Source organism: Marinobacter salarius (assembly GCF_032922745.1).
GTDB lineage: Bacteria > Pseudomonadota > Gammaproteobacteria > Pseudomonadales > Oleiphilaceae > Marinobacter.
This window is the reverse complement of sequence record NZ_CP136693.1, coordinates 671358-686524: the sequence shown is the minus strand read 5'-3', so window position 1 is coordinate 686524 and position 15167 is coordinate 671358. Positions and strand designations below refer to the sequence as shown.

Annotated in this window: 11 protein-coding genes; 4 read left to right on the top strand and 7 right to left on the bottom strand. The window is 58.0% G+C overall.

Annotation, left to right across the window (positions count from 1 at the left end):
- Nucleotides 1–5: 5 nt before the first annotated feature.
- The 6 genes from R1T46_RS03200 to R1T46_RS03175 form a co-directional block, all read right to left on the bottom strand.
- The gene (locus R1T46_RS03200) at nucleotides 6–1235 is read right to left on the bottom strand and encodes an NAD(P)/FAD-dependent oxidoreductase (RefSeq protein WP_317307309.1); all 1230 of its coding nucleotides are present in this window, start codon (nucleotides 1233–1235) and stop codon (nucleotides 6–8) included.
- 295 nt (nucleotides 1236–1530) lie between these two features.
- The gene (locus R1T46_RS03195) at nucleotides 1531–2400 is read right to left on the bottom strand and encodes an ABC transporter ATP-binding protein (protein WP_227544339.1); all 870 of its coding nucleotides are present in this window, start codon (nucleotides 2398–2400) and stop codon (nucleotides 1531–1533) included.
- A gap of 189 nt (nucleotides 2401–2589) precedes the next feature.
- Nucleotides 2590–3585, bottom strand: coding sequence for an ABC transporter permease (locus R1T46_RS03190; protein ID WP_317307308.1), 996 nt, complete (start codon nucleotides 3583–3585; stop codon nucleotides 2590–2592).
- A 24-nt stretch (nucleotides 3586–3609) separates the two neighbouring features.
- The gene (locus tag R1T46_RS03185) at nucleotides 3610–4965 is read right to left on the bottom strand and encodes a CmpA/NrtA family ABC transporter substrate-binding protein (RefSeq protein ID WP_317307307.1); all 1356 of its coding nucleotides are present in this window, start codon (nucleotides 4963–4965) and stop codon (nucleotides 3610–3612) included.
- A gap of 212 nt (nucleotides 4966–5177) precedes the next feature.
- A complete protein-coding gene (locus tag R1T46_RS03180; RefSeq protein ID WP_317307306.1) occupies nucleotides 5178–6419 on the bottom strand; it encodes a CmpA/NrtA family ABC transporter substrate-binding protein in 1242 nt (413 codons plus the stop codon).
- A gap of 21 nt (nucleotides 6420–6440) precedes the next feature.
- Nucleotides 6441–7067 (bottom strand): ANTAR domain-containing response regulator, encoded by a 627-nt coding sequence (locus tag R1T46_RS03175; RefSeq protein ID WP_317307305.1) that lies wholly within the window; start codon nucleotides 7065–7067, stop codon nucleotides 6441–6443.
- A 477-nt stretch (nucleotides 7068–7544) separates the two neighbouring features.
- Here R1T46_RS03175 and R1T46_RS03170 point away from each other — a divergent pair, with 477 nt between their 5' ends.
- On the top strand, nucleotides 7545–10220 hold the full coding sequence (locus R1T46_RS03170; RefSeq protein WP_317307304.1) for a nitrate reductase: 2676 nt from the start codon (nucleotides 7545–7547) through the stop codon (nucleotides 10218–10220).
- On the opposite strand, the gene R1T46_RS03165 is transcribed toward R1T46_RS03170, so the two are convergent.
- Entirely contained in the window at nucleotides 10200–10901 is a 702-nt protein-coding gene (locus R1T46_RS03165) for a hypothetical protein (protein ID WP_317307303.1), read from the bottom strand. The genes R1T46_RS03170 and R1T46_RS03165 overlap by 21 nt on opposite strands.
- 159 nt (nucleotides 10902–11060) lie before the next feature.
- Here R1T46_RS03165 and R1T46_RS03160 point away from each other — a divergent pair, with 159 nt between their 5' ends.
- Genes R1T46_RS03160 through R1T46_RS03150 form a run of 3 tightly spaced genes read left to right on the top strand, consistent with a single transcriptional unit; the run spans nucleotide 11061 to nucleotide 15166 of the window.
- Nucleotides 11061–13172 (top strand): N-6 DNA methylase, encoded by a 2112-nt coding sequence (locus R1T46_RS03160; RefSeq protein WP_036201986.1) that lies wholly within the window; start codon nucleotides 11061–11063, stop codon nucleotides 13170–13172.
- Nucleotides 13169–14491: a restriction endonuclease subunit S gene (locus R1T46_RS03155; protein ID WP_081899189.1), complete on the top strand. Its 1323-nt coding sequence runs from the start codon at nucleotides 13169–13171 to the stop codon at nucleotides 14489–14491. Before R1T46_RS03160 ends, R1T46_RS03155 begins: the two co-directional genes overlap by 4 nt.
- Nucleotides 14492–14545: 54 nt before the next feature.
- Entirely contained in the window at nucleotides 14546–15166 is a 621-nt protein-coding gene (locus R1T46_RS03150; RefSeq protein ID WP_317307302.1) for a type IV toxin-antitoxin system AbiEi family antitoxin domain-containing protein, read from the top strand.
- The last annotated feature ends 1 nt before the right edge of the window (nucleotide 15167 follow it).

Sequence of the window (15167 nt, the reverse complement as noted above, 5' to 3'; positions counted from 1 at the left end):
CCGCTTTACGCGGCTTCGCAGTAGTGCTTGCCAAAGGCCAGATGGGCCCGGTAAGGGCTGATGTCATCGGCCTGTTGAATGCGTTCGCTGTACCAGGGGCCGTCGCTGGTTTCACCGAAGAGCACGGCGCCTGTGAGTCTTTGGTCGCGAATCAGCAGGCGGCAGTAGCGATTGGTGTCGTAGTCCTGCCAGACCACGGATTCGGTGTCGGGGCCTGCCTCGGTCTGGCCGCAGGAAAATATCGGGATGCCGCTGATTTTCAGGCGCGTCGGGATGGTGGATGGCTCGAAGGCAGCTTCGCTGTCGGAGTGACACAACACCTGTGCCAGCACATCGGCCTGTTGGTAGCCCGGCTCTACCAGCCCGAAGGTCTGGTTTTCCAGCTGGCAGCATTCCCCCAGGGCATAGATGTACGGGTCGCTGGTTTGCAGTTGCGGGTTCACGCAGATGGCGCGTTCGCAATCCAGACCTGCCTCCCGTGCCAGTTCAGTGTTTGGTGTAATTCCGGCGGCAATCACCACCAGGTCGGTGCTGATCAGGGTTTCATCATCCAGTTGCACAGCCCTCACCAGGTTGCGACCGAGAAGGGCCACTGGGGACGTTTGAGTGCGAATTGCCAGGCCGCGTTCGGTCAGGGCCTGTTTCAACAGCGCGCCGCCGGTCTCGTCCAGTTGTCGGTTCAGCAGATGACTGCCGCGGTGCAGAACGGTAACCGCCATACCCCGGCTGCGCAGGCCTTCAGCCGCCTCCAGACCCAGGAAACCGCCACCGATGACCACCGCGCGGCGTTGGTGCTGGCTGGTGTGGATCAGCTGGCGGGTGTCTTTCAGGTCACGAAAACCCATGACACCCTCCAGGCCCTCGCCCTCCAGGCCAAGACTGGCGGAGCGGGAACCGGTGGCCAGCACCAGGCTGGTGTAGTGTTGAGTCCGCCCGCTGGCAGTGGTAACCGTGCGTTCTTCCCGGTCAATGGCGGTAACGGGATCCCCCTGGTGCACGGTGATGCTGTTGTGCTGATACCAGTCCGGTTGCTGCAATTGCAGACTGTCTTCGTTGGCATCGCCGGCCAGCAGGGCCGAAAGCTGGATGCGGTTGTAGGCAGGGCTTGCCTCGCCATTGAACACCACAATGCGTGTAAAAGGCCGATGCGGCTGAGCAACCAGTTTTTCGAGCAGACGCTGGGCCACCATGCCGTGCCCGCAGATAACGAGAGTCTGTTCTGCCTTTGCGCTCATGATCGTGGTGCCCTTCTTGTGCCCGAAACGAAAAAAGCCGGAGCATCTGATTCCCGAAGGAACTCGATGGTCCGGCGCCAATGCCAACAACAATGATCTGATGGTCCGGCCGATCCTTAGCCGGGACATTCTTCCCTGTATCTACAGTAGCGAACGCCGTGCCAAAATTATTAGTCCTTTATTTACAGTAAGTTGAAAGATATCGCTTTGAGCTTGGCCCGAAAACTGTGCGCTCTGACAGGGCGACGTGCACCGGATGAGTGCTTCTGAAGGGCGCGAGCTTCTCCGTTTGATTTCATGCAATGCGGCGAACCGGGCTCTCAGAATGCTCGTTATCGACATCCGGTGAGCTGTCTTCCTGCGACGCCGCTTCGGCTTCAGCGGTGGGCTTATCCTGTTCATCCTCGCCTTTGCCGGGGAAGCGCTGTTTTTCATACAGGAAGGACAATACCGCCTGACGGTAGCGCACATATTCTGGATGGTCGGCCAGGGTGACCCGGTTGCGGGGGCGCTCCAGCTCAATGTGCAACTCCTCCCCGATGGTGGCAGCCGGCCCGTTGGTCATCATCACAATGCGGTCCGACAGCAGCACCGCCTCGTCCACATCGTGGGTAATCATGATCACCGTGCTGTTCAGGTCCTGCTGAATTTTCATCAGCGAATCCTGCAGGTGGGCACGCGTCAGCGCGTCCAGTGCGCCAAAAGGCTCGTCCATCAACAGTACGCTGGGCTTCATCGCCAGTGCCCGGGCAATCCCGACCCGTTGGGCCATACCCCCAGAGATCTCTCCGGGGCGTTTATCCAGAGCGTGGTCCATGTTGACCAGTTTCAGATTGTGAAGAATCCACTCTTTCCGTTCCGCTCTGCTCATGGATTTGCGGAATACCTGCTGAACGGCCAGCTCAACGTTTTCATACACCGTCAGCCAGGGCATTAACGAGTGATTCTGAAACACCACCGCCCGTTCCGGCCCCGGTGTGTTCACCTCATGCCCGTCCAGCACACAGCCACCGCGGGTAGCCTGAAGCAGGCCGGCCACAATATTCAGCACAGTGGACTTACCGCAACCGGAGTGGCCAATCAGTGAAACGAATTCGCCTTTACGAATTTTCAGGTCGACGTTTTCCAGTGCTACGAATGGCCCATCTTTTGTATCAAAGGCCATCTGCACATTGGTCAATTCAAGATGCGACTTACTCATAACAATCTCCTCAAAACTTGCGGAGCGCCGGGCGGTATTGGCCTCCCGGGACCGTCAAAAACATGGATGTTTTTGTCGAGCGTACAGGGACGTATTCACCGCGTGTCCCGGGAGGCCAATACCGCCCGGTGCGGCCTTCACCAAAGTCAGAGGCTACTCGTTCCAGGCAACCCGCTTCTGAATCAACAACATGATTCGATCAAGAAGGAAGCCAATAAAACCGATGGCCAGTACCGCCACCATTATTCGGCTCAGGGATTCACTGCTGCCATTCTGGAATTCGTCCCAGACAAATTTTCCGAGGCCGGGGCTCTGAGCCAGCATTTCGGCCGCTATGAGAACCATCCAGGCGATGCCCAGGGACACTCTCAGGCCGGTGAAGATCATCGGAACAGATGACGGCAACACGACCTTGCGAACGTGAGTCCAGAATGACAGTTGCAGCACTTTTGAAACGTTTAAAAGATCGGGATTTACCGCTGAAACCCCAACGCTCGTGTTGATCAACGTCGGCCAGAGGCTGCACAAAGTGACGGTGATCATCGATGTCAGGAACGACTTCTCGAACATCGGGTCATCACTGACATACGTGGCGGAGACCACCATCGTGACCAGCGGCAGCCAGGCCAGTGGCGATACCGGCTTGAAGATCTGGATCAGAGGATTGATGGCCGCCGAGAAGTGGCGGTTCAGGCCGATAATGATACCCAGCGGCACGGCGATGATGGTGGCCAGCACAAAACCGGCCAGCACGGTGCCGAGGCTGGTGAAGATCTGGTCGATGAACGTGGGTGCGCCGGGATAGTCGCGGATTTTCACCTCCGCGCCCGGGTTCTCTGCCAGGATGCGTTCGTTGCGCTCCTCCTGCATGGTGACAAACTGGGCGGCCCGGTCTCGCTGGTTGCTGTGCTCCTGCCACAATTGCCCAGACTGCTCCAACACATCGGCAGGGGCCGGGAAGGCGCCCAGCGATGTTTGCACCTGGGGCGCGGCCAGGTGCCAGAACCCCAGGAACAGCGCGATACCGATGGCTGGCAGCAGCAGCTGGCGGAAGGTTTCGGCCAGGTTCTGGCCGAACAACTTTTCTATCAGCGCACGGAGCCAGCGTTGGCCTGATGATAATGAATCGGTCTGGCTGAGCGTGGTCATGTGATGTCTCCTGACACTCAAGTCTTAAGGGGTTTGCGAGCCTTTCAGGCCAATCTCAAAGCTGTCGATGTAGGCGTTCGGTTCCCTCGGAGTGAAGGCCACGCCGTCGATCAGCTCGCCCTGGTGCGGGCGCGCAAAGTTTTCCGCATCCAGGTCCGGGAAATCCTCCGCCTTGAGCGTGCCGTCCTCAATCAGGGTTCGGGCCGCTTCCTTGTAGATATCCGCGCGATAGACCTTGGCTGCGGTTTCCATATACCAGTCGTCGGACTTCGGCTCGGCAATCTGGCCCCAGCGACGCATCTGGCTCAGGTACCAGATGGCATCGGAGGGATACGGGTAGGTGGCGTAGTAGCGAAAGAACACGTTGAAGTCCGGTACCTTGCGTACGTCGCCTTTCTCGTACTCGAAGGTGCCGGTCATGGAGTTGGCGATCACTTCCTCGTCGGCCCCCACGTAGCTTGAGCGGGACAGGATTTTCACCGCCTCTTCACGGTTGGCGTTGTCATTTTCATCCAGCCAGTGGGCGGCGCGGATCAGTGCACGGAGCAGCCGGAGATGGGTGTTGGGATACTGCTCGGCCCAGTCTTCGGTAACGCCGAACACTTTCTCAGGGTTGTTGGGCCAGATCTCGTAGTCGGTGATGACCGGCACACCGATGCCTTTGAACACCGCTTGCTGGTTCCAGGGCTCACCCACGCAATAGCCCTGAATGGTGCCCGCTTCCATGGTGGCCGGCATTTGCGGTGGCGGCGTGACCGACAGGTGAACGTCGGCGTCTATGTTGCCGCTGGTGTCACCACGCTGTGGGGCGTAAAAGCCCGGGTTCAGGCCGCCTGCAGCGAGCCAGTAACGAAGCTCGTAGTTGTGGGTGGACACCGGGAAAACCATGCCCATGCGAAAACGCTCGCCCTTGTCACGGTATTGGTCGATGACCGGTTTCAGAGCAGTGGCGCTGATCGGATGAGCGGGATTGCCGTCGCTGCCGTCTTCAATGTGTGGGCGCATTTGCTCCCAGACATCGTTCGATACGGTAATGCCGTTGCCGTTCAGGTCCATACTGAAGGCGGTGATGATGTCCGCCTGGGTGCCGTAGCCAATGGTCGCACCAAGTGGCTGGCCTGCCAGCATGTGGGCGCCATCAAGAGTGCCGGTCACAACGCCGTCGAGCAGGACTTTCCAGTTGGCCTGGGCTTCGAGTTCCACGAACAGGCCTTCATCCAGGAAAAATCCCTGTTCCCAGGCAATGGCCAGTGGCGCCATGTCCGTCAGTTTGATGAAACCGAGTTTCAGGTCCGGCTTTTCGGCCGGGCCGATGTCGGCGTGTGCAGAGCACGCCGCCGTCAAGATCAAGAATGTCGCTGCCAGTGTTCTCAGTTGCATGGTGCTCTCCCGGAGTATTATTCAGACAAAAAAAAGCCTGCCCCCCGTTTCCGGGGCGCAGGCCTCAATGCCTGATGTTCTGTCAGTTTTCGTCACTGCTGTTTACACGCGCAGTGAATGCAAGATCGTCCATGTTGACAAAGCAGTCTGCGTGCCATGTTTTTAAATTATTGATATTTATAAATAATAATAAATGAACACAAAAATGAGTGTTATTGAGGGCGGGATTTCGTGGCTGTTTTAGTGCGTGACGCTTCTTTATTGGGCGTAGCCATGGGGTTGTCGGCCAGCCAGTCGTGGAGGTGCTCTCCCAACAGGCGGTCGCTGGCAACATCCACGGGGCCGTAGCGCCCCGACAGGGTAAAGGGGAGTTGGTGCCGGCCCTCGGTCTTGCTGTCGATAACCGGTGCGTCAATGCCCATGGAAGCTGCGGCGTTGCGGAACAGATCCGGCCGGACGACCTGACGAACCATGGCGCCGTCCACCGGGCCGAGTTGACCCCGGAGCGTCAGGCGGGTTGCCAGCCAATGGGCTTGTGACAGCCAGGGGAAGTTGGCGGAGTGGCGAAAAAAGTGTTGATGCAATCGCGGATGGAACAGACTGTACGGGTGGTTATCCAGCACGTTGATCTGTTCTCCCAGATACTCGGGCCTGGCCAGGATGTCCCGTAGCAGGCCGTGGTTGTGAGGGTTGTCCAGCCACTGACAGGCTGCAAGCAGTGCCCGCAACAGGTGCCGGTGCATCACCTCGTGCTGCTCCGTCCAGTCGGCGCGCATACCCAGAACTTTTTCCGGGGCGTTCTGCCAGATCTGGTGGCCGGAATGGAGAATATGCCCCAGCTTCTCGTACTCCAGCAAGCTGTTCCAGGGCTCACCGACGCAGCAGCCTTCGATGGTGTTTGATCGAAACGCATCCACCATCTGTATCGGGGATACCGGGATGATCTGCACGTGCTGTTCCGCATCTGGCCCGGCAGAGGCCAGCCAGTCCCGGAGCTGAAGATCATGGCTGGACCAGGGCGCCACGGAGGCCAATCGTATTGGCTCGCCCCTGCCCCTGGCCACGCGTATCAGCGCGCGAGCGGTGGCAATGGGGTTCTCCAGATCCGTGGCTGAATGGATCAGTTCGTGATGCAGCCGAGCGCTGAGGGTAATCCCGTTGCCGTTGCGGCTCAGCACCATGCCGACCACAACGGGCACTTTGGGGCGGTCGGTCGCCAGGGACATACTCAGCGGCATTGGCGCCAGCATGTGGCCGCCGTCCAGCAGGCCAAAGCTGACCTTGTCGCGCAATGACGCCCAGGAGCCTTCGCGCACCAGTTCCACGTCCAGCCCTTCGGCATCAAACAGCCCCAGCTCTCGCGCAACAATCAGTGGCGCGCTATCCAGCAGTGGCACAAAGCCGAGGCGGACATTGAATCCGGGATGCTTGTGAAGCGGGGTTGGACGAACCATGGATGCTCCTAAAAGCGTTGATCAGGATGCTTTCTGGATGGCACCGACCGATCCCTGACTACGTCTTTCCAACAGCTTGATAACGCGCCCCGCCATCACTGCCAGGCGTTCGCTGTGCTCCATGGCAGAGCTGCGCAGCATACGATAGGCTGTTTCTTCATCGCAGTTCTCATGCCGTATGATCAGACCTTTGGCTTTCTCAATAACCTTGCGGTCTTCCAGTGCCGAGCGGGTTTCCTCCAGCTCGGCCCTCAGTGCCTGAAAGGACTCGAACTGCGCTACGGCTGAGTCAATGATCGAGCGAACCCGGTCCGGCTGTATGCCGTCGACAACGTAGGCGCTGACCCCCGCCTTCACTGCGGCATGGATGGTGGCGCGGTCACCGGGCTGGTCGGCGAAGAACACGATGGGCCGGGGTGCGTGAGTGTTGAGGGTACTCATGTTCTCCAGGGTATCCCGGTCGGGCGAGTCCATATCAATGATCACCATGTCCGGCTGGTCGCGGGCAACCGCTGCGGTCAGGCCGGTAGCATCCGGGCGCTGGCGAATGACTTCATGGCCCTCATGTCTGAGCGCCTGGCAAACCTGGCTTGCCCGTTCGGGGTCCTTGTCGATCAGAAGGATGCGAAGGGGTTCTGGCGAATTCATGATGGTTTCCTCGATGTACAGGCATTGGATGCCTTTCTCTTTAACGCTGTCAGCAAAACGGTTCCATCAGTGTCGTTGCAATAAATTTGCCAGGGTCACGGGAAGTGCCTTGCGAGCAGGGGAATAGCCGTTTCTCAAGGTCATGGGCAAATATTTTTATTCGTTAACTGTGCGCTCTGATTGGGCGTTTTTGAGCGTTTTGCACTGTTATGACTCCTGGCACGGGGGTATTGAGCGGTCCCAGAGTTTGCTGAAACACCTGCTGGCCGGTTTTCTCCGGGAGTGGCCCTGGATTTGCACGGGCTTTGGGAAACGTTTGTAGCGAAAGCTGACACGCCAACCATAAACTGCCAGGCCCGGGGTTACTTGATCCCGGTACTGAATGCTGGCAACGAAGCCCGCATGCCCGGTTCCTGCCTGTTCAGGGAGTTCCGGACATTGCGGGCTTTTTTGTGCGTGTAACACTCAGGAGACACCGTGGACTTACTCAACACTACTGGCCCGGACCCGGTTCATACCACCTGCCCCTATTGCGGGGTAGGCTGTGGCGTGATGGCCTATTCCGACGGCGGCACACCGGTGGCCGGGGACAAAGACCACCCTGCGAACAAGGGGCGCCTGTGTGTGAAAGGTGCCAGCCTTCACGAAACCACCGGCCAGGAAGACGGACGGTTGCTGTTCCCGATTGTCAGGGGTCGCCGCAGCGAATGGGAGCAGGCGCTGGACGAGGTGGCGCATGCGATACAGGACAGCGTCAAGACTCACGGCCCACAGTCGGTGGCCTTTTACCTGTCGGGCCAGTTGCTGACCGAGGACTACTACGTCGCCAACAAGCTGGCCAAAGGGTTCATTCGCACACCTCATGTGGATACCAACTCCCGGCTTTGCATGTCGTCGGCTGTGGCTGCTCACAAACGGGCCTTTGGGGCGGACGTGGTTCCGGGTTGCTATGAGGACCTGGAGCTGGCGGACCTGCTGGTTCTGGCTGGCAGTAACGCCGCGTGGGCGCATCCGGTGCTTTACCAGCGTATGAAGGCCAGTGCGCGGGATGGGCGTCGAGTGGTTGTTATTGATCCACGCCGCACCGCCACCAGTGAACTGGCGGACCTTCACCTGGCGTTGCGGCCAGGTACGGATACGGTATTGTTCAACGGTTTGCTGAGTTGGCTCGCCGATCACGGTGGCCTGGATCAGGCCTACATTGATGCGCACTGCCAGGGTTTCGATAACGCATTGGCAAGTGCACGGGCGGCGGCCCCAAGCGTCGAATCGGTCGCAGAGCAGTGTGATCTTGCGCCGGAGGATGTCGAAACCTTTTATGCCTGGTTTGCTCAGACGCCGCGCACCGTCACCGGCTTTTCCCAGGGCATAAACCAGTCGATTGCCGGCACCGATAAAGGCAATGCGATTATTAACAGTCACCTGGCAACAGGCCGGGTGGGTAAGCCCGGAGCGGGGCCCTTCTCCCTGACCGGCCAGCCCAATGCCATGGGTGGACGGGAAGTGGGCGGGCTGGCCAATACCCTGGCCGCTCACATGGATTACGACAGCCCGGGGGCCCGATCACGAGTGGCGGATTTCTGGGGTACCGGTGCGGTGGCCGATGGTCCGGGCTACAAGGCCGTGGACATGTTTGAGGCGGTTCACCGTGGTGATATCCGGGTGATCTGGATCATGGGAACCAACCCGGCGGTCAGTCTGCCGGATTCGGCCCGGGTTCGGGAGGCCTTGGCGCGTTGTCCCACCGTGATTGTTTCAGACTGCGTCGCCCACACCGATACCACGGACCTCGCGGACATCCTCCTACCCGCCGCTGGCTGGGGGGAAAAGGATGGCACAGTCACCAATTCGGAACGCCGTATTTCGCGGCAGCGTTGCTTCCTACCCCTGCCCGCGGAAGTAAAACCGGACTGGTGGATCATGAGTTCCGTGGCCGGAAAACTGGGGTTCGGCGAGGCATTTAACTATAAGCGGCCAGCGGATATCTTTCGCGAACACGCAGCCCTGTCCGCCCATGAGAACAACGGTGAGCGCCTGTTTAACCTTGCCGGGCTGGCTAACCTTTCAGATGCCGGCTATGAAGCGCTGATCCCGGTGCAATGGCCAGTTATGGAGGGCGCTGGAGTGGAGACTGAAGGCTCGACACGACTGTTTTCCGATGGCCGTTTTGTCACCGACAACCAGCGTGCCCGCTTTGTCGCCATCAACACCCGATTGCCCGCCCAACAAACCAGTGACGACTACCCCATGGTGGTCAATACCGGCCGTATACGGGACCAGTGGCACACCATGACCCGAACCGCCAACACCCCACGGCTACTGACTCACCGCTCAGAGCCCTATGTGGACGTGCATCCCGACGACATGGTTGCGCACCAGCTGAAGGAGGGGCATCTGGCGCGGTTGAGCCTCGGTGACGGCGGTTACGTGGGGCGAGTCCGAAAGAGCCCCGAACAGCGTCGTGGCGAGGTATTTATACCCATCCACTGGAATCGACAGTTTGCGTCCAGTGGGGTTGCAACACTGCTTACCGAGTCAGTGACAGACCCTGTTTCGGGCCAGCCGGAGGCCAAACATGGGCGAGCTGACATTACGCCATTCCGCGCCCGTTGGCATGCACGATTGCTGGTCAGGCGCAATCGGCCCCGGCGCTGGCAGGCCGACTACTGGTGCCAGGTGCCACTGCAATACTGCGACAGTTGGTGGCTGGCCGGGCGGCAGCCAGTTGACTGGCCGGCGTCGATGACAGAGTGGCTGGGCGGAAAAGCGCATCTGGTAATGGCCGATGTGGCGCAGGGGCGGTTTCGCGCCGCCCGGCTGGTCAACGGGCAACTGGAAGCGGTGTTGATGGTCGACAGCGATCCGGCGTTGATACCGGAGACCAGTTGGCTGGATCGCTGTTTTGCCGAAACAGAACTTTGCGACTCCAGCCGCCGGGCGCTGTTGGCTGCACGGGACGTCGACGTGGAAGATCCGGGTGCCATGATCTGTAGCTGCTTTCAGGTAGGGGAAAACCAGATCGCTGGCGCCATCGCCGAAGGGGCGGAGTCAGTAGAAGCCCTGGGTAATAGCCTGAAGTGCGGCACCAATTGCGGGTCTTGCATTCCGGAGTTGCGCGACCTGCTTGCGCTATCAGTCCGCGAGAGCGCGTAACAGAACCATGGGGACCCGGTATCGCAAGCCACGGCTGCGCCCGGTGCCCTCCACGGTGCAGGTTTTCCGGTTCACCCGGATGATCCGACCTTCCAGCTCACGTTTGCCGGCGCCAAAGCTCACCGCATCCCCGATCGTCCAGTTCGCGATGAGCTGGCGTGTATCTGGCGCCTCAATAGGATCGTCGGGCACGGCAAGCCCTGCCTTTTCGGCCTGGATGGCGAGATGACGCCTGGCTGCCTCAGCACCGCCGCTGGCGTGGAGCTCGTCCAGTATCCGGTAGAAATGCTGATTATGGACGGAGCCCCGGTAGCGCTGGCCTGACACATGCTGGAGTAGGTGCGCAAATTCGTGGCAACAGGTGTGCGCCAGCAGGTTCAATGTGGTGACCATACCCCCGAAATACTCTCTCTGGCGAATCTCCCGCCCGGATAGCCAGCCACCAACGGCATCAGGCTGGTGCTTATCCATAATCATGCGCTTGCCGTAGGTGATCTGGTGTTGTTTCAGGCGTGGGTCAAAACGATGGTAAGTGGCCTGGCCCGAGCCGACACGGCATAGCAGGGTAGTGGCGGGGAGTTGATCGCGAACCCATTGTCGGGCGGGTGACCAGAGAACCTCTTCGGTTACGGCGCACATCAGGTTGCCAAGTTGAACAGCATTATTTGTTGTAATGGTCATTCTGGGCGAGCCTGGGTGTGAGTCTTCTGCCGGGAATCGATTTGAACACGCCAAGGGTACCTTTCGATTTGACAGTTTGCTATGGCCCTGTAGCGCATTGTTGTTTAGAGTCTCCTCCACATTTTGTGTACTGGTTGTTTCTGGAGATGCCACTTCATCATGAATGCCGAACAGCTCAAACAGCTTGAAGACGACCTCTGGTCCGCCGCCGATAACCTGCGGGCTAATTCGGATCTCAAGTCCAGCGAATACGCCACGCCTGTGCTTGGGCTGATCTTCCTGAAATTTGCCGACAACAAATACAAACGGGCTGAGGCAGCGATCACCAAGGAGCATGCAGCGCTTCAGGGAACTCGCCGGGAAAAGCCGATTTCCGAAATTGCGATCGAAAAATGCGGTTTCTATCTGCCTGACCATGCTCGCTACAAATACCTGCTCGAGCTTCCCGAGAAGGAAGATCTGGCTAAAAAAATCAAGCAGGCGATGGAAGCCGTTGAGGAATACAAGCCCGAGCTGGATGGTATTCTACCCAAAGACGAATACGTTGCCCTTACCCGTACCAGCAACACCCTGCTTGCGGAATTGTTGAAAAACTTCTCCAACATCCCGGCCGACGCCAATGGCGACATCTTCGGCAAAATCTATGAGTTCTTCTTGGGCAAATTCGCCCTGAGCGAAGGCCAGAAGGGTGGCGAATTCTTTACCCCCACTTCAGTGGTCAAACTGATGGTGGAGATCATCGAGCCCCACCATGGCACGGTATACGACCCAGCCTGCGGGTCAGCCGGAATGTTCGTGCAGTCCCAGCAATTTGTGGAGCGCCACCGCAAGAAACTGGATGAACTGGGCAAAGCCCATGACGAAGATCAGCTCTACGTCTACGGCCAGGAAAAGACCCTGGACACCGTCAAGCTGGCGAAGATGAACCTCGCGGTCAACGGCCTGCGGGGTGAAATACGCCAGGCCAACAGCTATACCGAAAACCCGTTTGACGGCTTTGGCAAGTTCGACTTCGTGATGGCCAATCCGCCGTTCAACGTGGACGACGTGCCCCTGGCCTCGGTGGAGGACGATCCCCGCTTCAATACCTACGGCCTGCCCCGCAAGAAAACTAAGGTCAAAGCCAGCGAGAAGGGAAAGGAAACCGTCCCCAACGCCAATTACCTGTGGATCAACCTGTTTGCCACCTCCCTCAAGGACAGCACCCCGGACAGCGGCCGGGCGGCACTGGTCATGGCCAACTCCGCCTCCGATGCCCGGCACAGTGAGGCGGACATCCGCCAGACGTTGATTGAGAACAACCTGATCTACGGCGTGCTCACCATGCCGTCCAACATGTTCTACACGGTCACCCTGCCCGCCACCCTCTGGTTCTTTGACAAGAACAAGCAGGACGACCGCATCCTGTTTATTGATGCCCGCAATATCTTTTCGGTTATCGATAAAGCTCACCGCGAGTTCAGCGAGGAACAGGTTCAGAACATTGCGATCATCAGCAAACTGCACAAGGGCAAGCGGGCGGACTTGATCAGGCTGATCGACAGCTATTTCCGAAGCGGCATGGAGCAGTTGCTGGACAACCTTGAAAAAGTGGAACCGGTCAGCGAGCAGTTACTGGACGTGCTGGACGATACCCAGGGCAAACAGGCCGTGGGCGAACTGGTCAGCCAGTGGCAAGGCCTTAAAGCCCTGCAGCAGGCCAGCGATGCCTACTTCCAAACCGCCGACCTGCACCTGACCACATCGGAGGCCATCGAAGCCGCCAACCGTGCCCAGCGGGAATTGAGAGCGACATTCGATCCTTTCTTCCAGCAACTTCATACCGGCCTGAAGCAACTGGACAAAGTGGTACGCCAGCATGAAAAAGCCAGAGTCGAAGAAGCCAGACAAGCCGGCAAACGCACTACCACCGACCGCAACGCCAGACGACTGAAAGATGCGCTGGAAGAGCTGCACAAGGAAGTTCGCAGTGCGGAAGCCTATTACCAGCATATTCACTGGCTGCAGGAGCGCTTCCCGAACGCTGAGTACGAGGATGTAACCGGTCTTTGCAAGTTAGCTACACCCGAGGAAGTGAAAGAGCAGGATTGTTCCCTGAATCCCGGTCGGTACGTAGGTGTTGTGATTGAAGAGGACGGGAAGACAGAAGAGGAGTTCCTCTCGGATTTGTCGGAAATGAATATCCAGTTGCGTGAGCTTTCAGGAATGGCAGATGCACTTACGCGCGATATCGTAAGTAGCCTGGACGAGTTGTGCGGAGATGATGCATGAGCGCCTTGACGGGCAAACGTTGGCCGCTTACTAGCCTCGGATCAGTAGTGAAATTTCTCTCAGGTGGCACGCCCAATAAAAGCACTGAGAGCTATTGGAACGGCCGGATTCCCTGGGTTACTTCTGGAGAGATGACATCCGAGCGCATACATACCACTGAGTACGCATTAACTGAAGAAGGCGCTGTGGCGGGTAGTCGGCTGGTTCCAAGAGGTACCTCATTCATCGTTGTGAGAGGCATGTCGCTTGCCAAAGAATTCCGCGTCTCTATGGCCATGAGGGATATGGCGTTTAATCAGGATGTAAAGGCGGTCATACCTTGTGATGAGTTTGACCGGACCTTTATATATTACTATCTCAAATCGCAATCTAACCCGATTAGAGATTCCGCTTCTGAAGCAGCACACGGTACGAAAAAGCTTGATATGGCGGTACTGGAACAGTGGCCTATACCCAGAGTTCCATTGGACACCCAGAAAAAGATAGCAGCAATTTTGTGTCACTATGACGACTTAATCGAAAACAACAAACGCCGCATCACTCTGCTGGAAAACATGGCCGAGGAAATCTACCGCGAGTGGTTTGTCCGGTTCCGGTTTCCGGGGTGGCAGGAGGCGGAGTTTGAGAAGGGGCTTCCTGCTTCCTGGGTGGTGGCACAAGGCGATGACTTGTTTGAAGTCGTTAAGGGCAAATCCTACACCAGCGAAGAAATATCCGATCAGTTGAATGGTGGCCGGCCTTTCATCAACCTCAAGAACTTCAATCGTGGTGGTGGATACAGAAGCAACGGTTTAAAGTATTTCCGGGGTGAGTTCCGAGATCGGCAGCAGGTGAACCGTGGGGACGTTGTTATGGCAGTGACCGACATGACACAGAACCGAGAGGTTATTGGTCGAGCTGCGCGTGTTCCATATTTGGGAGAAACCGACGGCATCATCTCTCTGGATGTTGTGAAAATATCAGCCTTTTCTTGGCCTGATATTTTCACCTATGCCCACCTGCGCTATTCCGGAATATCCGAAGCGTTGAAGGAGTTGGCTAATGGAGCGAATGTTCTGCATTTGAAGCCGGATCTCGTTGGAAAACAGAAGTACCTTGTTCCAGATACGCCGATAGTGGAAAAGTTCGTGAAGCTGGTTGAGCCGTTTTATGAGCAAACAGAGAAATTGGAACAGCAAATCGATATGTTGGAGCGCACGAAAAACCAACTCCTACCCCGCCTGATCTCCGGCAAACTCTCCGTGGAAAACCTGGATATCCAGTTCCCGCCATCCATGCAAAGTGATCAGCCGGACAGCGCCGACGAAGCTGCCGCTTGAACCCTCAACGCTAATCAGACAAACTGTCACCAGATATCAATAAGTGGTGACAGTTTGTCTGACTCCGGTGCCACCCGATCTTCCCGGGCACAACTCCAAACCCTGTTCCGACAGCAAGGCGGCCAGCTCCGTCTGACCGAAGCTCTGGCCCGTGGCTATAGTCGGTACCAGTTCTATCTGCTCCGGGACGAGGGGCTGATAGAGCCGGTCAGCCGTGGCCTATACCGGCTGGCAGATTTGCCGCCCATTGAAAATCCGGACCTGGTGGCCGCCGCCACCCGTTTCCCCCATGCTGTGCTTTGCCTGATTTCCGCGCTGGACTGGCACGGCATCACCACGCAGATTCCCCATCAGGTGCATCTGGCGGTGGCGCGGGAAGCCCGCCTGCCGGTGCTGGATTATCCACCGGTGGCCGGGTACCGGTTCTCCGGGCGGGCCTTCAGTGAGGGTATTGAGCAGGTGGACGTGGATGGTATTACGCTGCAGGTCTACAACCCGGAGAAGACCCTGGCGGACTGCTTCAAGTTCCGCAATCGTATCGGCATGGATGTGGCGTTGGAGGCTCTTGAACTTTACCGCACCCGTAAAACCTTCCTGCCGGGAAAACTGATGGAATACGCCAGGGTCTGCCGGGTCGCCAATGTGATGGCGCCCTACGTGGAAGCCAAGCTGTGAG